Consider the following 19,574-nt stretch of genomic DNA (forward strand, 5'->3'; position numbering starts at 1 on the left):
GCCCATGCTCATCCGACGAAGCCCGGGTCATGACCGGTTTTGTCCGCTTGTCCGTGCAGGGCGGGGTGTCGTCCATAAAGTCGGTGCCTGTCGGGGCCGAGGCGGCTCCGAAGGATTCGATGAGGAGTCACACACATGGACATCAGCCGTCGCGGACTGCTGCAGACGTCTCTCGCCGCCGGCGTCGCCACCGCGTTCACCTTCGCGTCGACGAGCACCGCGAACGCCGCCCCGGCCGCGCGCGACGCCTTCGGGCGGATCGTGCCCGCCCGGCTCACAGGCCACGATCCGGTCTCGCTGCGCTGGCTCGAGGACGGGGTGCCGTCCCAGCTGACCGCGGGCACCACGTGGGGCGTGCCGTGGCCGAAGGGCGCGCTGGCGCCCGATCAGTCCTTCGCGCTCGTCGCCGAGAGCGGCGCGAGCGTCCCGGTCCAGACGTGGCCGACAGGCTGGTGGCCTGACGGATCGGTGAAATGGACCGCCCACGCCGTGGCCGCCTCCGTCGAGCGGTCGACGACGTACTCCCTGCAGCCCGGCACCGCCGCCGCGCCGGCGGCGCCCGTCAAAGTCACCGAGAACCCCGGCAAGGTCGTCGTCGACACCGGCGTCGTCACCGTCGAGTTCCCCCGCAACGGCAAGAGCATCGTCTCCCTCATCCGCCGCGGCAACACGATCATCGCCGAGGAGGGCCGCCTCGTCGCCGGGCGCCAGAATGTGCCCGACACCGACGCCGGCGACAAGATCGACAACGAGTGGTTCCAGGGCGACGTGGGCGAGGTCATCGTCGAGCAGTCCGGTCCGGTCCGCGCCGTCATCCGCGTGAAGGGCACGCATAAGAAAGGCAAGCGCTCGTGGCTGCCGTTCGACCTTCGCTTCTACCTGTACGCAGGCTCCGACGGCATCCGTGTCGTGCACACCTTCGTCTTCGACGGCGACGAGAACAAGGACTTCATCAACGGGCTCGGCATCCGCTTCACCGTCCCGCTCGCCGCGCAGTTGCATGACCGCCACGTGCGCTTCGCGGGTGCGGGGCAGGGCGTGCTCGGCGAGGCCGTCCGTGGGATCACCGGTCAGCGTCGCGACCCCGGGGCGGCCGCGCGCAACGCGCAGATCGCCGGCACGTGGACGCCCGACCCTGCCACGTGGGACCAGCGGGTCACCTCACGGCTGCAGTGGATCCCCGCGTTCGGCGACTACAGCCTCAGCCAGCTGACGGCCCACGGGTTCGAGATCCGCAAGCGCACGTCCGCCGGCCACTCGTGGATCCGTGCCGATGGCGGGACGCGCTCGCGCGGTCTCGCGTACGTCGGCACGCCGGGCGGCGGACTCGCCTTCGGCATGCGCAACTTCTGGCAGCTGCACCCGACCGAGCTCGAGATCACCGGCGCCTCGACCGACAAGGCGACTGCGACGGTGTGGATGTGGTCGCCGCGCGCCGAGGCGATGGACCTGCGGTTCTACCACGACGGCCTGGGCCAGGACACGTACGAGAAGCAGCTCGACGCGCTCGAGATCACGTACGAGGACTACGAGCCCGGATTCGGCACCCCGTACGGTGTCGCACGCACGACGGAGCTGAGCTTCTGGGCGCTCGGGGCGACGCCGTCCGCCGCAGATTTCAGTGCGATGGCGGATGCTGCGGCCACGCCTCCGCTCCTGGTGAGCAGTCCGCAGCACAATCACTCGGCGGGCGTGTTCGGATCCTGGGCGCCGGTCGACCGCTCCAACTTCGCCAAGACCACGATCGAGGACAAGCTGGCCTTCATGCACTCCTGGTACGTCCAGCAGGTGGACCAGCGTTCCTGGTACGGGTTCTGGGACTATGGCGACGTCATGCACGACTTCGACCGCGACCGGCACGTGTGGCGGTACGACGTGGGCGGCTACGCGTGGGACAACTCCGAGCTCAGCACCGACATGTGGCTGTGGTACCACTACCTGCGCACCGGCGATGCCGCCGCGTTCCGCTTCGCCGAGGCGATGACGCGGCACACCGGCGAGGTCGACGTCTACCACCTCGGCAAATGGGCCGACCTGGGCACGCGGCACGGCATCATGCATTGGGGTGACAGCGCGAAGCAGCAGCGCATCAGCAATGCGGGCTACCGCCGGTTCTACTACTTCCTCACCGCCGACGAACGTGTGGGCGACCTCATGCGCGACCTCGTCGACGCCGACAAGACCTTCCTCGTGCTCGACCCCTCCCGCAAGATCCGCACGGATGCGTACGACCCGCAGCCCGACGCGCTGAGCGTCTCGACCACGACCGACTGGGGTGCGCTCGCGCTGGCGTGGCTCGCCGAATGGGAGCGCAACGGCGATCCGATCGCACAGGCGAAGCTCGTGAACGGCGCCAAGACGATCGCCGCGCTGCCGAACGGATGGGCGCAGGGAGGCACGCCGCGCTACAACCTGGCTGACGGCACGTTCGGGGAGGAGACCGAGAAGACGGTGTCGGTCGGCTCGCTCGACTCGGTGTTCGGGCTCATCGAGCTCATGACCGAGCTCATCGATCTGATCGACGACCCCCAGGTGACCGAGCAGTGGGTCAACTACTGCCGCCTCTACAACGGCACGTCGGCCGAGCAGGCGGCGGTGACCGGCGTCTCGTGGGGGAGCCAGAACCTCCGTCAGGCGTACTCGCGGGCCACCGCGTACGCGGCGCACCAGCTCGGCGACACCACACTCGCCAAGCGCGCATGGAAGGAGTTCCGCACCGGCCACGCCGGGTATGCCGAGGGCCTCGCCTTCACCTCGACGCGGATCGATGGGCCGACGGTGCTCAATCCGGTCGACGACGCCCCGTTCGGCACCAACGCGAGCGCGCAGTACGGGCTCGCCGCCATCCAGTGTCTCGCGCTCGTCGGCGACCAGATCTGACGGGGAGGACGACGTGTTGCTCGCGAACATCGGCGGCTGGCACCTCATCCTCCTTCTCGTCGTGATCCTTCTCCTGTTCGGCGCGGCGCGCCTGCCCGCTCTGGCGAAGGGCGTCGGACAGTCGGTGAGGATCCTCAAGACCGAGACGCGCACCGAGACCGCTCTCTCGGAGGAAGGCGGCAAGGAGTCGTCATGGCGGTGAGACGTGGTGCCGAAGCCGGCCGGGTGATCCGTTAGGCTGGGCTCAGAACCGGAGACGGCCGCGCACAGCGGCCGTTTTCCGTATCCGAAGGACGGTGATGCGGTGTCTCAGGCGATCGACGCCCTCGCCGAGATCTTCTCGTGGATCGGGTTCGGCGTCGGCGCACTCCTCGCAGGTGTCGCACTCATCATGTATCTCCTCGACGGCACGTGGCTGCCGGTGCGCGCGGTCGTCGAGACCGGTCCGAACGGCCGGCTCGTACGCTGGTTCGACGAGGACGGCGGCGTCGGCGAGGCACACCTCACCCACGAGCAGGACCACCACATCGGCGACGCCGACATGGCCGACATCTTCGTGCGCCGCGGATCGCGGAACCGCATGCGGCTGACCCACGGTTCCCCCGCGGTGCGGGCGGTCACCCGACTCGCGATCGGGATGCTGGCGCTCGGCGTGGTGGCCCTGGTGACGTCGCTCGTCATGCTGTTCGTGCGCGGCTGATCCGCCGATCCCGTCTGCGGCCGGGGTTCACGCGACGGCGAGCATGCCCCCGGCGGTCAGCGCGAGGCCGAGGCCGATCCACTGCACCGCGGCGACGCGCTCGCGCAGCACGATGGCCGCGAGCAGGATCGTGCCGGCGGGATACAGCGCGGTGAGCGCCGACACGACGGCCAGGTCGCCCGTGCGCAGCGCGAACAGGGCCAGGGCGTTGGCCGCGGCATCCGCGATCCCGCACGCGATCGCCAGCCACCACGCCTGACGCGTCGAGGCGACGATGCGCCCGACGCCCGCGGCCGCGTGCTCGAGGTCGGCGTGCCCACTCGGCGTCGCGCCCAGGGGGAGACCGGCGACGGGGAGGACCGAGCGGGCACGCTCGCCGCGGCGCAGGGCGGCGAGGGCCAGCACGCCGACGATGGCACCCGTCACGACGGCGCTCGTCGCGCGGCTCGTCACGAGCGGCACAAGGCCGCTGTCGTCCGAGGTCTGATCGAGCACGATGAGGAATGCGCCGATGGCGAGGCCGGCGCCGACCGCCATCGCCAGGCCGCGGGCGCTCGGCCGGACGATCCTCTCGCCGGGGATGAAACCCACCAGCACGACGGCGACGAGTGCCACGCCGAGCCCGGCGTACCCGATGGGTGCGAGCGCGTCGCCGTTCACGAGCAGCCCCCACAGCATCGGGGCGATGGCCGACACGACCGCGGTCAGCGGCGACAGGATGCTCATCGGCCCGATCGCGAGACACGCGTACAGCAACGCGATCGCGGCCACGCTGAAGATGCCGCCGAGCACCCCCCACGCCACGTCGGGTGCCGACCACACGCCACCGAACAGTGGCTGGGCGACGAGCAGGGCCACGAGACCGGAGAGTGCGGCGACCGCCGTCACCACGATCGAGCGCAGGCGCCGGGCCGCGAGGCCCCCCAGGAAGTCCGCTGAGCCGTAGACGACGGCGCCCACGAGGGCGATGGCGGCGGAGATCATCGCGACCCAGCATAGAAGCGCGGCGAACGACATCGATCCGGCGACTGATGTCAAGTGTCGAACCGATGCCAATTCGCTAGATAAGCTAGCGATATGACTTCGGCTCACCACGCGAACCGTCGCCCCTCGGGCTGGCTGCGGATCGGGATCCCCGCTCTCCTCGTGCTCATCTGGCTGACCGTGGGATCCATCGGCGGCCCGTACTTCGGCAAGGTCGACGAGGTGTCGAGCAACGACCGCTCGTCGTTCCTCCCCGAGAGCGCGGACGCGACGCAGGTGAACGAGCGGCTTGCCGGGTTCCTCGGCGGCGAGAGCATCCCCGCGGTGGTCGTTGTCACGGGCGACGGTGAGCTCTCGGACGACGACATCGCCGACGTGCAGGCGCTCGCCGACGACATCGCCGAGGTCGAGGGGGTGCAGGAGGACGTGTCGCCGCCGATCCCGTCGGAGGACGGCGAGGCGGTGCAGATCTTCGTTCCCATCGACGCCTCGGGTGAAGTGGGGCCGACCGTCGAAGAGATCCGCTCGCTCGTCGCCGAGGACCTGCCGGCCGGGCTCGAGGGCTGGGTCACCGGTCCTGCCGGCTTCACCGCCGATCTCGTCGAGGGCTTCCTGGGGATCGACGGGCTCTTGCTCGGCGTCGCGCTGATCGCGGTGTTCCTGATCCTCGTGATCGTCTACCGCTCGCCGCTGCTGCCGGTGCTGGTGCTCCTGACGTCGGTGTTCGCGCTGTGCGTGGCGTTGCTGACGGTGTGGTGGCTCGCGTACGCCGGCATCGTCGTGCTCAACGGGCAGGTGCAGGGTATCCTGTTCATCCTCGTGATCGGCGCGGCGACCGACTACGCCCTCCTGTACGTCGCCCGGTTCCGCGAATCCATCGCGACCGGCATGTCGAAATGGGATGCCACGCTCTCGGCGTGGCGCGGAGCCTTCGAGCCGATCCTCGCCTCGGGCGGCACGGTGATCGCCGGCCTGCTGTGCCTGCTGCTCTCGGACCTCGCGACCAACCGTGCGCTCGGACCGATCGCGTCCATCGGGATCGCGTTCTCGATGCTGTCGGCGCTGACCTTCCTGCCGGCGCTCCTGGCGCTGTTCGGGCGATCGGCCTTCTGGCCCTTCATCCCGAAGAAGCCGATCGCGATGATCCCCGACGACCTCACGCAGCCGGTCAAGGGCCTCTGGCCGCGCCAGGCGCGGTTCGTCGCCCGTCACGCGCGCGTCGTGTGGATCGCCTGCACGATCGTGCTGCTCGCGGGCGCCGTCGGCATCACGCAGCTCAAGGCCGACGGTGTGCCGACGAGCGATCTCGTGCTCGGCTCCTCCGAGGCGCGCGACGGCCAGGAGGTTCTCGCCGAGCACTTCCCTGCAGGCTCCGGCTCGCCGGTGTACGTGATCGTGCCCGAAGAGGACCTCGCCGACGCGGTCGGCGTCGTCGAGGCATCGGACGGGATCGAGTCCGTGTCGGTCGCCTCGGACGACTCCCCGACGGGGCAGGCAGAGGTCACGGTCGAGGACGGCGAGCCGGTGTTCACCGCAGTGGGCCCGCCCGGCACACCCGCGCCCACGCCGACGGTGTCCGAGGGCGACGTGCTCGTGATCGGAACGCTGACGGATGCTGCCGACTCCGTCGCCGCGGAGGACACCGTCCGTGACCTCCGCGCCGACCTCGACGAGACGCTCGGCGCCGGCACCGCGGTCGTCGGCGGCGAGACGGCCACCGACATCGACACCAACGACACATCGACGCGCGACCGCACGGTGATCATCCCGGTGATCCTCGCGGTGATCCTCGTCATCCTGATGCTGCTGCTGCGCTCGATCCTGGCGCCCGTGCTGCTCATCGGCACCGTCATCCTCTCGTTCGCGACGGCGCTCGGCGTCAGCGCGCTGGTCTTCAACGAGGTGTTCGGCTTCCCGGGGGCGGATCCCGCCGTGCCGCTGTACGGCTTCGTGTTCCTCGTGGCGCTCGGCGTGGACTACAACATCTTCCTGATGTCGCGAGTGCGTGAGGAGTCGCTCGTCCACGGGACGAGACCCGGCATCCTCCGCGGCCTCGTCGCCACCGGCGGGGTGATCACCTCGGCGGGTCTGGTCCTCGCGGCGACCTTCGCGGCGCTCGGTGTGATCCCGATCCTGTTCCTCGCGCAGATCGCGTTCATCGTCGCGTTCGGAGTGCTGCTCGACACGTTCATCGTGCGGTCGCTCCTGGTGCCGGCGCTCTCGTACGACATCGGCAAGGCGATCTGGTGGCCGTCGAAGCTGTGGCGGCGGGACATCGGCGGTTCGACAGGCTCAGGGACCGGCGCGAGCGTCGCCGAGCCCGTGAAGCCGGTCGCTGGGTCTGCCGACGCGCTGCCCGCCGAGATCGACCCCGAGCTCGTGGCGGGCGACGGGCACCCGCTCACGCGCGAGGAGTACAGGCGTACGCTCGAACCATGAGCAAGGCGCTGTTCATCGTCGACGTCCAGAACGACTTCACCGAGGGTGGTGCGCTGGGCGTGGAGGGCGGGGACGCTGTGGCGCAGCGCATCTCGGAGTTCCTCGTCACCCATGCCGAGGAGTACGCCGTGATCGTCGCCTCGCGCGATTGGCACCACGCCGAAGGTGACAACGGCGGGCACTTCCACCCGGAGCCGGACTTCGTCGACACGTGGCCGGTCCATTGCGTCAGCGGTACCGAGGGCGCGGAGTACGACCCCGGCCTCGACACGTCGGCGGTGACCCACCACGTCAAGAAGGGGCAGGGCAAGCCCGCGTACTCACTGTTCGAGGGCACGACCGATGACGGCGTGACCGTCGCGTACCTCCTCGAGGAGCACGGCGTGGTCGACGTCGACGTCACCGGCATCGCCACCGACTACTGCGTGCGGGCCTCGGCGCTCGACGCCATCGATCATGGCCGTCACGTCCGCGTCCTCACCGACCTCATCGCCGGCGTCGCGGCGGAATCCAGCGATGCGGCGCTCGCCGAGCTCGCGCACGCCGGCGCCGAACTGCGGCCGTCAGGGCTCGAGGGCGGTGACTGAGCCCGGGGCGCCGACCGCCGAGGGCGTCCGCGCGGCGCTCGAGGACGCAGCATCCGCCGACGAACGCGCCAAGATCGAGCGGCGCATGACAGACGCGCGCACCGAGGTGATCGGCGTGCGCATGGGGACCGTGTTCGACATCGCGAAGGCGAACTCGCGGATGCCGCTCACCGAGGTCGACCGGCTGCTCGACTCCGACGCATATGAGATGCGCATGGTGGCGGTGTCGATCCTCGACTTCCAGGCGCGAATGAAGGGCGTCGACCGCGCGGCACTCTACGAACTGTGGATGCGGCGTCTCGATCGCATCGACACCTGGGACTACATCGACCGGTCCGCGCCGCGCGTCGTGGGGCTCTACCTGCTCGACCACCCGCGCGACGTGCTGTTCGAGCTCGCCCGCTCCGACGACCGCTGGCATCGGCGCACGGCGATCACCGCCGCCTTCTCGATCATCCGCGCCCGGGACCTCGACGACCCGCTCGCGCTGTGCGAGATCCTCGCGGACGATCCGGAGCACCTGGTGCAGACGAACGTGGGCGTCGCTCTGCGCGAGATCGGCCGGGTCGACCCCGGCCGGCTGGAGGAGTTCCTCGCGCGGCGAGGCGACGACCTCAGCGCGCACGCGCGACGCACCGCCCGCACCGCGCTCATCTGAGGCGGGCGACCCGCTACTCTCGGGCTCGTGACCGAGATCCGCCCCCTCGCCCCTGCCGACCGCGACGCCTGGCTCCCGCTCTGGCGCGGCTACATCGAGTTCTACGAGTCCGAGGTGTCGGACGAGCAGACCGCGCTGACGTGGAACCGCCTCCTCGACCCGCAGTTCCCGATCCACGGGGCGGTCGCGACCGACGACGGGCGCGCCATCGGCTTCGTCCACTGGCTCACGCACGCGGCCACGTGGTCGGCGGCGCCCTACGTGTACCTCGAGGATCTCTTCGTCGCCCCCGGCACGCGCGGCAGCGGCGTGGGTCGCGCCCTCATCGCCCACGTCACCGAGTGGGCGCGCGCGCACGACGCGGCGAAGGTGTACTGGCTCACGCAGGAGACCAACACCACCGCGCGGGCCCTCTACGACCGTGTCGCGACGCACACCGGCTTCGTGCACTACGAGATCGGGCTCGGCCGATGAGCGCCTCGGCCCCGACGGAGCGGAGCATCGGCGACCTCGTCGCGACACTGCTCCTGATCGGGTTCTCGGTCGGCGCCGCGGTGGTGCTCTTCTTCGTCTCGCTCGTGTGGGCCATCGGCAACCACGACAACACGGTGGCGATCGTGCTGGGCGGCTACCTGCCGCTGGCCCTCGCCGTGATCGGCGCCGTCGCGGGCATCGTCGCGCTGTCGCGGAAGCATCGCGCGTTCTGGTACCCGTTGATCGCCCTCGTGCTCAGCATCGCCGCCTGGGTCGTCGCCGCCTCGATCGCCCGCTGACCAGGCGCCACCACCCCGTCGCTCATCTCGCCGCGCGCCGCTCCCGCCGGGCCAGGAAGATCACGAAGCCCAGCGCGACCAGGGCGGTGAGGCAGAGCAGGCTGAGCCCGATCGTGTAGCTGTGGGCCTCGGCGTTGTAGGTCGCGCCCATCACGAGCGGCGGGAAGTAGCCGCCGAGCCCGCCCGCGGCACCGACGATTCCGGTGACGGTGCCGACTCGTTCGGCCGGTGCGCGCTGCGCCACCCACGTGAACACCGCGCCGGTGCCGAGTCCGAGGAAGAGCGCCATCAGGACGAACGAGGCTCCCGCAGCGAGCTCGGGCGGCGGCTGCAGCGCGATCACCACCGCCATCACGGCCGCGCCGCTGAGCGAGATGCTGAGCACGGTCGCCGGCCCGATGCGGTCCGACAGCCAGCCGCCGACCGGTCGTGCGATGACCGCGGCGATCGCGAAGCCCGCGGTGCGGGCGCCGGCGTCGGCGAGGTCGTACCCGTAGACCTCCTTGAGGTAGGTCGGGAGGTACGTCGAGAAGGCGACGAAGCCGCCGAAGGTCACGGCGTACAGGAACGCCATCTGCCACGTGACGGCGAGCTTCGACGCCGCCTTGAGCTTGGGCATGACGGGGGCGGTGTTCGGCTTCCACAGCGGCGAATCCCGCATGAAGAGCCAGACGATGACCGCGACCACGAGCAGCGCGCCCGCGATGATGAGGTGCGTGGCGACGTAGCCGAACCACGCCACCATGCGGGGCGTGAAGAACGACGACAGCGCGGTGCCGCCCATGCCGGCACCGAAGAGGCCGGTGGCGAAGCCGCGCTTGGCGGGCTCGTACCAGGCGTTCACGAAGGGGATGCCGATCGCGAAGGTCGTGCCGGCGATGCCGAGCAGGAACCCGAAGGCGATCATGAGCGCGTAGGAGCCCCACACGCCGGCGAGGGCCACCAGTACCACGGGCACGGCAGACGCCGCCGTCAGGACCGTGAACATCAGGCGCCCGCCGAAGCGATCGGTGAACGCACCGGTGAGGATGCGGCCGAGCGATCCGACCAGCACCGGCGTCGCGATGAGCAGCGACGCCTCCGTCGAGGTCAGCCCCATCTCAGCCGTGTACTGCACCGCGAGCGGTGCGACCAGGTTCCACGCCCAGAACGTGATGGTGAAGGCCAGCAGTGCCAGCAGGAGGTTCTTCGTGCGGCCGGGCAGTTCCTGGGTCCCGGTCGCGGCCGTGGCCGCAGCATCCGTCGTCATCGTCGTGTGCCTCCCGTCTTGCCTGTGGTGGTCGCCTTGCGGTCGGGGGTGCGGTCGGTGGTGCCCACGGGCGCCCAGCCGCGGCGGATCCCGCGCGCCGTCGTCGGCCGCCCGTCGCGCGAGCGGTAGATGATGTACGGGCGGAACAGGTAGTGCACCGGCGCCGTGAACGCATGCACGAGCCGGGTGAACGGCCAGATCATGAACAGCACCATGCCGATCACGGTGTGGATCTGGTAGTCGAGCGACGCCTCGCTCATCGCGGCGATGTTCGGCTGGAAGACGAACAGCGACCGGAACCACGGTGAGACCGTGTCGCGGTAGGTGAGCTCCTGGTGCGGCCCGATGACCCCCAGCACCGTGGTCGCGAGGCCCGCGACGATGGCGGCCACCAGCACGACGTACATGGTCTTGTCGTTCTTCGTCGTGGCCATGAACACCGGTCCGGTGGTGCGGCGGCGGTAGATCAGGATGCCGACGCCGACGAGCGTCGCGATCCCCGCCACGGTGCCGAGACCCAGCGCGGCGAGGTGGTACATCTCATCCGAGATGCCGAAGAAGTCGGTCCACGCCTTGGGGATCACGAGGCCGATGACGTGGCCGATGATCACGACGAGGATGCCGAAGTGGAACAGCGGCGAGCCGATGCGCAGCAGCCGCGACTCGTAGAGCTGCGACGAGCGCGTGGTCCAGCCGAACTGGTCGTAGCGGTAGCGCCAGATCGTGCCGCCGACGAGCACCGCGACCATGATGTAGGGGAGGATTCCCCACAGGAACAGGTCCATCAGCGCCTCCCGACCGGCTCGAGCGGCAGCAGCCGTGGGTCGTGGGCGTCGAGGCCGACGGACTCGCGCGGCGGTCCGGCGGCTGCCATCGCCATCGCCTGCTGGCGGTCGGCGGGGGAGCGGCCGGGAAGCGTGTCGCACACCGCCGCGACGACGCCGGCGTACGGCGAGCCGCGCTCGGCGAGGGCGAGGCGGATGAGCTCGAGACTGGGCCGGTACTCCTGCAGCAGCGCCGCGCCCTCGCCCGGCGCGTGCCGTGCGAACTCGAGCACGAGCGGCAGGAAATCGGGCAGCTCGCCCGTGCCGTCGATCGTGAGCCCAGACTCGCGGTACCGCCGCTTCAGATCGGCGAGCACCGCGCCGCGCCGGCGCGTGTCGCCATCGGTCCAATAGCTCAGGTACAGCGCGTGGCGCCGTGACATGTCGAACGTGTCGACGTACACGGTCTGCACCTCGGAGGCCGGCGTCTTCTCCCACCACTCGAGGAGAGGGGCGAAGGATGCTGCCGCCCGAGGCGCCGCCTCCGACAGGGCGCGGCCGATCAGGGCGGCAGAGCCGAGCACGCCGTCATCCGGGTAGCTCAGGCACAGCGACGCTGCCTGGTAGACCACCCGGACGTTCACGACGAGCCCCCTGCCGAGGCATCCGGAGCCGCATCCTTCGGCGGGAAGAGACCGGGCGGTGCGCCGTTGCCGTCCCAGTTGAGGAGGTTGACGCGGCCGCGCAGCGACTCCCCGCCGGCGGCGGCGTCGGAGGTCTGGCGCTCCTTGAGGGCGTGGAAGGTCTCGACCGCGACGGGGACGGGCCGGCCGCTGGCCTCGCCGAACATGCCCGACTCGTTGCCGTACGGGCCGCCGTCGAAGTCGAGCGAGCAGCCGAGTTCTTCGAGTTCGTGCGCGCGCTCGTAGTGGGCGGTCGGGATGACGTAGCGGTCCTCGTACTTGGCGATCGCGAGCAGCCGGTACATCGCGTAGATGGACTCGCCGGTCATGCCGACGGCCTCGGGGATCGACTCGTCGCGCTCGCGCTCGAGCGTGATGTCGCGCAGGTACGAGCGCATCGCGGCGAGGCGCCACAGCACGCCGGTGATGATGTCGGTGTCGCCCGCGGTGAAGAGCTCGGCGAGGTACTCGACGGGGATCCGCAGCGCCTCGATCGCGCCGAAGAGGGTGCCGGCGGCCTCCGAGTCGTGTCCCTGGTCGCGCAGCAGGTCGACGATCGGCGACAGCGGCGGGATGTACCAGACCATCGGCATGGTGCGGTACTCGGGGTGCAGCGGCAGCGCCACCCGGTAGGTCTTCGCCAGGGCGTAGACGGGCGAGCGGCGCGCGGCATCCATCCAGTCGTCGGGGATGTCGCCCTGTGCGCGGACCGCCGCGATCACCTCGGGGTCGTTCGGGTCGAGCATGAGGTCGAGCTGCGCCTCGTACAGGTCCTTCTCATCGGGCGTCGATGCCGCCTCGGTGACGCGGTCGGCGTCGTAGAGGAAGAGGCCGAGGTAGCGCAGGCGCCCGACGCACGTCTCGGAGCAGACGGTGGGGATGCCGACCTCGAGGCGCGGATAGCACAGCGTGCACTTCTCGGCCTTGCCGGTCTTGTGGTTGAAGTAGATCTTCTTGTAGGGGCAGCCGGTGATGCACTGGCGCCAGCCGCGGCAGCGGTCCTGGTCGACGAGCACGATGCCGTCCTCGGCCCGCTTGTAGATCGCGCCCGACGGGCACGACGCCATGCACGACGGGTTGAGGCAGTGCTCGCAGATCCGCGGCAGGTAGAACATGAACGTCTTCTCGAACTGCAGCTTGATCTTGTCTTCCGACTCGCGCCGCACGCGCTCGACGATCGGGTCGAGATGGCCCATCTCGCTCGCGCCGCCGAGGTCGTCGTCCCAGTTCGCCGACCACGTGATCTTCGTGTCCTCGCCGGTGATGAGCGACTTTGGCCGGGCGACCGGGAAGTCGTCGCCGAGGGGCGCGTCGATGAGCGTCTCGTAGTCGTAGGTCCAGGGCTCGTAGTAGTCCTCGAGCTTCGGCTGCACCGGCGACGAGAAGATCGAGAACAGGCGCTTCGCGCGGCTGCCCGTGCGCAGCGACAGTCGCCCGCGCTTGTTGAGCGTCCACCCGCCGCGCCACTGCTCCTGGTCCTCGTAGCGGCGCGGGTAGCCCTGGCCGGGCCGGGTCTCGACGTTGTTGAACCAGACGTATTCGGTGCCGGCCCGGTTCGTCCACGCCTGCTTGCACGTGACCGAGCAGGTGTGGCACCCGATGCACTTGTCGAGGTTCATGACCATGCCCATCTGGGCCATCACGCGCATCAGAACACCACCTCCTGCGAGCGACGGCGCACCGTCGCCACCATGTCGCGTTGATTGCCGGTCGGCCCCAGATAGTTGAACGTGTACGACAGCTGCGCGTACCCGCCGATGAGGTGCGTCGGTTTGACGAGCAGCCTCGTGACGGAGTTGTGGATGCCTCCGCGCCGGCCGGTCGCCTCGGACTTCGGCACGTCGATCGTGCGCTCCTGCGCGTGGTGCACGTAGACGACGCCGGTGGGCATGCGATGCGACACGATCGCCCGCGCCACGAGCACGCCGTTCGAGTTCACGCACTCGACCCAGTCGTTGTCGGCGGCGCCGATGGCCGCGGCGTCCGCCGGACTCATCCAGACCGTGGGGCCGCCGCGCGACAGCGACAGCATGAAGAGGTTGTCCTGGTACTCGGAGTGGATCGACCACTTCGAGTGGGGCGTGAGGTAGCGCACCACGACCTGCTGCTCGCCGTTCGGGCCGAGCTTCGGCTCGCCGAACAGGCGGTGCATGTCGAGCGGCGGGCGGTAGATCGGCAGGGCCTCGCCGAGGTCGCGCATCCACGCGTGGTCGAGGTAGAAGTGCATGCGCCCGGTGAGGGTGTGGAAGGGCTTGAGCCGCTCGATGTTGACGGTGAACGGCGCGTACCGGCGCCCGCCCGTCTCGGAGCCGGACCACTCCGGCGACGTGATCACCGGCACCGGCGCCGCCTGCGTCATCGCGAACGTGATGCGCTTCTCCTCGGAACCCTCGGCGAGATCGGCGAGCGGCTTGCCCACGCGCTTCTCGAGGGTGCGGAAGCCCTGCGACGCGAGTTCGCCGTTCGTCGTGCCCGAGAACGCCAGGATCGCCTCGGCCATCTTGACGTCGGTGTCCATCGCGGGCCTGCCATCGGCTGCGCCCCCGAGCATGACGCCGTTCTTCTGGGCGAGCCGCTCGACCTCGTGCGCCACGTCGTAGGTCACGTTCTTGATCGTGAACCCGAGCTGGTCGGCGAGAGGCCCGACGGCGGCGAGCTTGTCGGCGATCGCGGTGTAGTCGCGCTCCACGACCGTGAACTGCGGCATGGTCTTGCCCGGGATGCCGGCGGTGTCGCCGCGCGCCCAGTCCCGCACCTCGCCGCCGGGCTGCGACGTCTCGCCCGGGGTGTCGTGCTGCATCGGCACGGAGACGAGGTCTTTCCGCGTCCCCAGGTGGGTGCGCGCCTGCGCCGAGAATTCGACGGCGATCGCATGGAACAGGTCGAAGTCGCTCTTCGCCTCCCACGGCGGGTCGATCGCCGGGGTGAAGGCGTGCACGAACGGGTGCATGTCGGTCGACGACAGGTCGTGCTTCTCGTACCAGGTCGCGGCCGGGAAGACGACGTCCGACAGCAGCGTCGTCGAGGTCATGCGGAAGTCGGCCGACACGAGCAGGTCGAGCTTGCCCTCGGGGATCTCGTCGTGCCACTTCACATCGTTCGGGCGCACGCTCGCCTCGTCCGTCGCCATCACGTTGTTGTGCGTGCCGAGCAGGTACTTGAGGAAGTACTCGTTGCCCTTCGCGCTCGATCCCATGAGGTTCGACCGCCACAGCGTGAGCAGGCGCGGCCAGTTCTCCGGCGCGTCGACGTCGGCGATCGCGGGCTGGAGCTCGCCGGAGGAGAGCTGCGAGGCGACGAAGGATGCGGCATCCGCCGCCTCTCCGTTCGCCACCGCCGCGTCGGCCCGGTCGGCGAGGTCGAGCGGGTTGACGTCGAACTGCGGGTAGAACGGCATCCAGCCGAGGCGCGCGGACTGGGCGATCGTGTCAGCGGTGTGCATGCCGGCGAGGTTTCCCTCGGCCAGCGGCGACGCCAGCGCGTCGGCGGAGTAACCGTCGAAGCGCCACTGGTCGGTGTGCATGTACCAGTACGCGGTGCCGATCATCGTCCGCGGGGGGCGGCTCCAGTCGAGGGCGTTCGCCAGCGACAGCCAGCCGGTGATCGGGCGGCACTTCTCCTGCCCGACGTAGTGCGCCCAGCCGCCGCCGTTGCGCCCCATCGACCCGGTGAGGATCAGGAGCGCCAGGATCGCCCGGTACGTCGCATCGCCGTGGAACCACTGACAGATGCCGGCGCCCATGATGATCATCGAGCGGCCGTTCGACTCGATGGCGTTGGCCGCGAACTCGCGTGCGATGCGCGTGCACGCCTGCGCCGGCACGCCGGTGATCTCCTCCTGCCACGCGGGCGTGTACGGAGACTCGGCGTCGTCGAGCCCGGTCGGCCAGTCGCCGGGCAGCCCGTCACGGGGGACGCCGTACTGGGCGAGCATCAGGTCGAGGACGGTCGTCACCAGGATGCCGCCCACCCGCGTCGCCGGGACGCCTCGGTGCAGCACGGCTCCCTCGCCGTCGGCGGAGTCGAAGCGGGGGAGCAGAACTTCCACGGCCTCAGGAGTTCCCGCTGCGGCGGGGAGGTCAGCGATGGACAGCGCCGGTTCCACGCCCTCGAGGTCGAGGTTCCAGCGACCCTCGCCGGAGGCGGCGTACCGGAAGCCCATCGAGCCGTTGGGCACGCGCGCAGTGCCGGTCGCGGCATCCAGCACCACCGTCTTCCACTCGTCTTCGGGGGTGCCGCCGCCGAGGTCTTTCGAAGTGACGAACGTGCCGGGAACATACGCGCCGTCGCGCTCGGTGAGCCGCACGAGGTGGGGGAGATCGGTGTACTGGCGCGCGAAGTCGGCGAAGAACGGCACGCGGCGGTCGACGTAGTTCTCCTTGAGCACCACGTGGCCCATCGCCATCGCGAGTGCCGCGTCGGTGCCGGCCTGGCAAGGCAGCCATTCGTCGGCGAACTTCGTGTTGTCGGCGTAGTCAGGGCTGACCGTGACCACCTTCGTGCCGCGGTAGCGCACCTCGGCCATCCAATGCGCGTCGGGCGTGCGGGTGACCGGCACGTTCGAGCCCCACATCATCAGGTACGTGGCGTCCCACCAGTCACCGGACTCGGGAACATCGGTCTGATCGCCGAACACCTGCGGGCTCGCGACCGGGAGGTCGGCGTACCAATCGTAGAACGACGTCATCACGCCGCCGACGAGCTGCGTGAAGCGCGTGCCGATGCAGTGCGACACCATCGACATCGCCGGGATCGGCGAGAAGCCCGCCACCCGGTCGGGGCCGTACTCCTTGATCGTGTGCACGTACCCGGCGGCGACGAGCTCGACCGCCTCGCGCCATGACGCGCGCACGAGACCCCCCTTGCCGCGCGCCTGCTGGTAGCGGCGGCGCGTCTCGGGGTTCTTCGTGATCTCGCCGAAAGCGAGCACCGGGTCACCGGTGCGGGCCTTCGCCGCGCGGTATTCCTCGAGCAGCACGCCCCGGATGTACGGGTAGCGCACGCGGGTGGGGGAGTAGGTGTACCACGAAAAAGCAGCCCCGCGGGGACACCCGCGGGGCTCGTACTCGGGACGGTCGGGGCCGACGCTCGGATAGTCGGTCTCCTGGGCCTCCCACGTGATGATGCCGTCCTTGACGTACACCTTCCACGAACAGGAGCCCGTACAGTTCACGCCGTGCGTCGACCGGACGACCTTGTCGTGGCTCCACCGATCGCGGTAGAACGCGTCGCCCTCGCGCCCGCCTTCGAGGAAGGCGGCACGATGATCGGCGGTTTCGTCCCACCTCGTGAAGAACCGCCCTGCGCGCAGCAAGGCGTCGGAAGCCGGACCGTCCACACCGATCTGGGGCGTCATGACTCGGACCCTAGCGAAACGTCCGGATGTTGCACCAGGGGGGCGCGCCGGAAACCGACGGCTGGACGGCCGCTCGATCGAGTGGAAGTGGTGCCCCCACAGGGACTCGAACCCTGGACCCACGGATTAACCTGCTGCACTGGGCTTTCCCCAGCCACCGTCTCCGGCTTGCAGTCTGGACTATATCTTCACCTTCGGCCGGACCGGTCAGGTGCGCCGCGTGTAGTCTCTGAGGTTCCCTTGCGGTTACCTGCTGATTACCCAATCCCTCGGATTGTCACTGCCGTCTCCGGCGAGTACCTCGGGCTCTCAGGGCGTCCCAGCATATAGCGGCGGTCATCCGACGCATTTCTGCGCCGGCGCTCCATTTTGTTCTGTTGAAGTCCGTTGCTCTAACCAACTGAGCTATAGGGGCCTGTCCACCCTAGCAATCCGAGAGCGATGCTCGGAGCGTCGGTGCCCGGCTCTACGATCGGCGCTACTGATGTTCGATCCAGGCGAGGAGGCCGACCAACGTGCTGAAACGCTGCGGGACGTGCCGTGAGTTCAAGCCCCTCACCGAGTTCAACCGGAAGTCCGCGCGTGCCGATGGTCTGCAGGAGGTCTGCCGACACTGCAATCGCGAGTCTGCCCGCGCCTTACTACGCCCGCAATCGCGAGCGGCATGTGCAGGTCATCGTGGAACGCACGGCGATGCGTCGCGCGGCGGCGAAAGCCTTCCTCGCCGTATATCTCCGCGAGCACCCGTGCGTCGACTGCGGGATCGGTGACTTGCGCGTGCTCGATTTCGATCATCGACCCGGCGACGGGAAACGCAAGGACGTCATGGCAATGGTGCGGGAAGGCTTCAGCATCGCCAAGCTCGAAGAGGAGATCGCCAAGTGCGATGTTCGGTGTCGCAACTGCCACGCGATCGTGACGCTCGAGCGGGGCGGCGTGAACTGGCGGTCTGAGGCGATGCGCCGAGCGATGGACCGATAGCTCGGTCAGCGGTTCCCGTTGCCGTTTCCGTTCCCGCTGTTGCTGCCGGGGCCGCTGCCGTTCCCGTTCCCATTGCCGTTGCCGTTGTTGTTGCCGGGTCCGCTGTTGTCGCTCCCGCCTCCACCGGTGTCCGCCGGCGGCGCCTCGTCGGGAGTGACCTCCTCGGCGGGCGCGTTCGCCGGTGCTTCCTCGACCGGAGCGTCCTCCGTCGGTGCCGGGGAAACCTGCTCGACGGGGGAAGTCGGCGCGGGCTCGGGTTCCGCAGCCCAGCTGTTCGCCAGCCAGAGCGTGCCGAGAGCGATCCCGATCGCAAGGAGCGCCGCGAGCACTGCGCCGATCAGCAGCGTCCGACGCGAGGGACGACGCTCGTCGTCCGGGACAGTGGGGAGGACCGGTGCCGGTGCGGCAGCATCCGTCCCCTCGGCAATGCCCAGCCCGGCCACCGACATACGGGCATCGCGGCGCAGCGCTCCGGGCGCGACGGGAGGCGATGCGGGTGCCGGCGGGGGAAAGACCTGCGTGGGGCCCGTGGCGATCGTGGCGATCGGCGCGGTCGACGGGTCGGCGTTCTCGCGGGCGATGGTGTTCTCCATCGCTGCCAGGCGCGACGCCGTGGCGACGATCTCGAGCGCCGTCGGCCGGTCGTCGGGGCGGATCGCGGTCATCCCGCGCAGCAGACCCTGCCATGCCGGATGGAGGGACTCCGGGATCCTCGGCGCCGCTGACAGTCGCGCCATGACCGTGCCGATGCCCTCGGCCTCCCCGAACGGGCGTTCGCCCGTCAGCGCCTCGATGAGCAGCAGACCGAAGGCATAGATGTCGGCGGGTGGCGCCGGCGCGACACCTCGAGCCTGCTCCGGCGCGACGTACGCCATCGTGCCCACGATGACGCCGGGGGTGGTCACCCGGGCCGAGTCCATCAGGTAGGCGATGCCGAAATCGGCGAGCTTCGCGCGCCACTCCCACCCGGGCCGCGGCGAGGACCACAGGAGCACGTTGGAAGGCTTGATGTCGCGGTGCACGACCCCGTGGTCGTGTGCCACGTGGAGCCCTTCCGCGATGTCGATCGCGATCGAGGCGACCACGCGGGGATCGACGGGTCCTCGTGCGATCAGGTCGCGCAGCGTGATGCCGTCGACGAGTTCCATGACCAGATAGCTGCTCTCATCCGTGCCGACCCGGGCATCGAACACGGTGACGAGCGAATGATGGCTGAGGGAGGCGAGGAGCGTCGTCTCGGACAGGGCGCGCTCGACGGAGCCGATGGCGTCGGTCGGCTCACGGAACACCTTCACGGCGACGGCACGCTGCAGATGGGTGTCGTCGGCGCGATACACGCGCGCCATGCCGCCTTCTCCGATGCGTTCCCGCAGCAGGTAGCGCCCGTCCAAGAGCTCGCCGGTGGCGATCTCTCCGGACGCGAGCAGGTCAGTCACATGTCCTCCCACCCGTTGCGCGCACCCCTCCGGCGCCGCATCGGGCCTTGTTCCACGGTACGGACTGCCCTCCTCGCCGACTGA

The 19,574-nt window shown here is 69.7% G+C and carries 16 protein-coding genes; 9 read left to right on the plus strand and 7 right to left on the minus strand.

The window, feature by feature from the left end:
• Positions 1–135: 135 nt before the first annotated feature.
• The 3 genes from ASF40_RS12345 to ASF40_RS12355 all read left to right on the plus strand — a co-directional run bounded on the left by ASF40_RS12345 (position 136) and on the right by ASF40_RS12355 (position 3,580).
• Positions 136–2,880, plus strand: coding sequence for an exo-rhamnogalacturonan lyase family protein (locus ASF40_RS12345; protein WP_056369420.1), 2,745 nt, complete (start codon positions 136–138; stop codon positions 2,878–2,880).
• A gap of 13 nt (positions 2,881–2,893) precedes the next feature.
• Positions 2,894–3,082 (plus strand): twin-arginine translocase TatA/TatE family subunit, encoded by a 189-nt coding sequence (locus ASF40_RS12350; RefSeq protein ID WP_235560220.1) that lies wholly within the window; start codon positions 2,894–2,896, stop codon positions 3,080–3,082.
• 102 nt (positions 3,083–3,184) lie between these two features.
• Positions 3,185–3,580 (plus strand): hypothetical protein, encoded by a 396-nt coding sequence (locus ASF40_RS12355; protein ID WP_056369423.1) that lies wholly within the window; start codon positions 3,185–3,187, stop codon positions 3,578–3,580.
• Between the two features lie 27 nt (positions 3,581–3,607).
• Here the strand turns inward: ASF40_RS12355 and ASF40_RS12360 are convergent, their stop codons facing one another.
• Positions 3,608–4,564, minus strand: a complete 957-nt coding sequence (locus ASF40_RS12360) for an EamA family transporter (RefSeq protein WP_056369426.1) — start codon at positions 4,562–4,564, stop codon at positions 3,608–3,610.
• 93 nt (positions 4,565–4,657) lie between these two features.
• On the opposite strand from ASF40_RS12360, the gene ASF40_RS12365 reads away from it, so the two are divergent.
• Genes ASF40_RS12365 through ASF40_RS12385 form a run of 5 tightly spaced genes read left to right on the plus strand, consistent with a single transcriptional unit; the run spans position 4,658 to position 9,021 of the window.
• A complete protein-coding gene (locus ASF40_RS12365) occupies positions 4,658–7,003 on the plus strand; it encodes an MMPL family transporter (protein ID WP_056369428.1) in 2,346 nt (781 codons plus the stop codon).
• Positions 7,000–7,590: an isochorismatase family protein gene (locus ASF40_RS12370; protein WP_056369430.1), complete on the plus strand. Its 591-nt coding sequence runs from the start codon at positions 7,000–7,002 to the stop codon at positions 7,588–7,590. Before ASF40_RS12365 ends, ASF40_RS12370 begins: the two co-directional genes overlap by 4 nt.
• Positions 7,583–8,248, plus strand: a complete 666-nt coding sequence (locus ASF40_RS12375; protein ID WP_200919485.1) for a DNA alkylation repair protein — start codon at positions 7,583–7,585, stop codon at positions 8,246–8,248. The genes ASF40_RS12370 and ASF40_RS12375 overlap by 8 nt, the downstream gene beginning before the upstream one ends.
• A gap of 27 nt (positions 8,249–8,275) precedes the next feature.
• Positions 8,276–8,722, plus strand: a complete 447-nt coding sequence (locus tag ASF40_RS12380; protein ID WP_056369435.1) for a GNAT family N-acetyltransferase — start codon at positions 8,276–8,278, stop codon at positions 8,720–8,722.
• On the plus strand, positions 8,719–9,021 hold the full coding sequence (locus tag ASF40_RS12385) for a hypothetical protein (RefSeq protein ID WP_056369437.1): 303 nt from the start codon (positions 8,719–8,721) through the stop codon (positions 9,019–9,021). Before ASF40_RS12380 ends, ASF40_RS12385 begins: the two co-directional genes overlap by 4 nt.
• A 22-nt stretch (positions 9,022–9,043) precedes the next feature.
• Here ASF40_RS12385 and ASF40_RS12390 read toward each other — a convergent pair whose 3' ends face one another.
• From ASF40_RS12390 to ASF40_RS12410, 5 genes are read right to left on the minus strand one after another with little or no spacing between them, the layout of a single operon-like run.
• Positions 9,044–10,270, minus strand: coding sequence for a nitrate/nitrite transporter (locus tag ASF40_RS12390; protein WP_045298044.1), 1,227 nt, complete (start codon positions 10,268–10,270; stop codon positions 9,044–9,046).
• A complete protein-coding gene (gene narI, locus ASF40_RS12395; protein ID WP_056369439.1) occupies positions 10,267–11,055 on the minus strand; it encodes a respiratory nitrate reductase subunit gamma in 789 nt (262 codons plus the stop codon). Before narI ends, ASF40_RS12390 begins: the two co-directional genes overlap by 4 nt.
• The gene (gene narJ / locus ASF40_RS12400; RefSeq protein WP_056369441.1) at positions 11,055–11,678 is read right to left on the minus strand and encodes a nitrate reductase molybdenum cofactor assembly chaperone; all 624 of its coding nucleotides are present in this window, start codon (positions 11,676–11,678) and stop codon (positions 11,055–11,057) included. The genes narI and narJ overlap by 1 nt, the downstream gene beginning before the upstream one ends.
• The gene (gene narH / locus ASF40_RS12405) at positions 11,675–13,366 is read right to left on the minus strand and encodes a nitrate reductase subunit beta (protein WP_056369443.1); all 1,692 of its coding nucleotides are present in this window, start codon (positions 13,364–13,366) and stop codon (positions 11,675–11,677) included. Before narH ends, narJ begins: the two co-directional genes overlap by 4 nt.
• The gene (locus ASF40_RS12410) at positions 13,366–17,073 is read right to left on the minus strand and encodes a nitrate reductase subunit alpha (protein ID WP_056369445.1); all 3,708 of its coding nucleotides are present in this window, start codon (positions 17,071–17,073) and stop codon (positions 13,366–13,368) included. Before ASF40_RS12410 ends, narH begins: the two co-directional genes overlap by 1 nt.
• Before the next feature lie 582 nt (positions 17,074–17,655).
• Here ASF40_RS12410 and ASF40_RS12415 point away from each other — a divergent pair.
• Positions 17,656–18,054 carry a hypothetical protein gene (locus tag ASF40_RS12415; protein ID WP_157549648.1) on the plus strand — a complete coding sequence of 133 codons (399 nt, stop codon included), beginning with the start codon at positions 17,656–17,658 and terminating at the stop codon, positions 18,052–18,054.
• A gap of 5 nt (positions 18,055–18,059) precedes the next feature.
• On the opposite strand, the gene ASF40_RS12420 is transcribed toward ASF40_RS12415, so the two are convergent.
• On the minus strand, positions 18,060–19,490 hold the full coding sequence (locus ASF40_RS12420) for a serine/threonine-protein kinase (protein ID WP_056369449.1): 1,431 nt from the start codon (positions 19,488–19,490) through the stop codon (positions 18,060–18,062).
• Positions 19,491–19,574: the final 84 nt, after the last annotated feature.

This window comes from Microbacterium sp. Leaf288 (assembly GCF_001422925.1).
GTDB lineage: Bacteria > Actinomycetota > Actinomycetes > Actinomycetales > Microbacteriaceae > Microbacterium.

Coding starts and splice junctions, on each gene's coding strand:
- ASF40_RS12345 (WP_056369420.1), top strand. CDS start 136: ATGGACATCAGCCGTCGCGGACTGCTGCAGACGTCTCTCGCCGCCGGC.
- ASF40_RS12385 (WP_056369437.1), top strand. CDS start 8,719: ATGAGCGCCTCGGCCCCGACGGAGCGGAGCATCGGCGACCTCGTCGCG.
- ASF40_RS12360 (WP_056369426.1), bottom strand. CDS start 4,564: ATGATCTCCGCCGCCATCGCCCTCGTGGGCGCCGTCGTCTACGGCTCA.
- ASF40_RS12370 (WP_056369430.1), top strand. CDS start 7,000: ATGAGCAAGGCGCTGTTCATCGTCGACGTCCAGAACGACTTCACCGAG.
- ASF40_RS12410 (WP_056369445.1), bottom strand. CDS start 17,073: ATGACGCCCCAGATCGGTGTGGACGGTCCGGCTTCCGACGCCTTGCTG.
- narH (WP_056369443.1), bottom strand. CDS start 13,366: ATGCGCGTGATGGCCCAGATGGGCATGGTCATGAACCTCGACAAGTGC.
- ASF40_RS12390 (WP_045298044.1), bottom strand. CDS start 10,270: ATGACGACGGATGCTGCGGCCACGGCCGCGACCGGGACCCAGGAACTG.
- ASF40_RS12365 (WP_056369428.1), top strand. CDS start 4,658: ATGACTTCGGCTCACCACGCGAACCGTCGCCCCTCGGGCTGGCTGCGG.
- narI (WP_056369439.1), bottom strand. CDS start 11,055: ATGGACCTGTTCCTGTGGGGAATCCTCCCCTACATCATGGTCGCGGTG.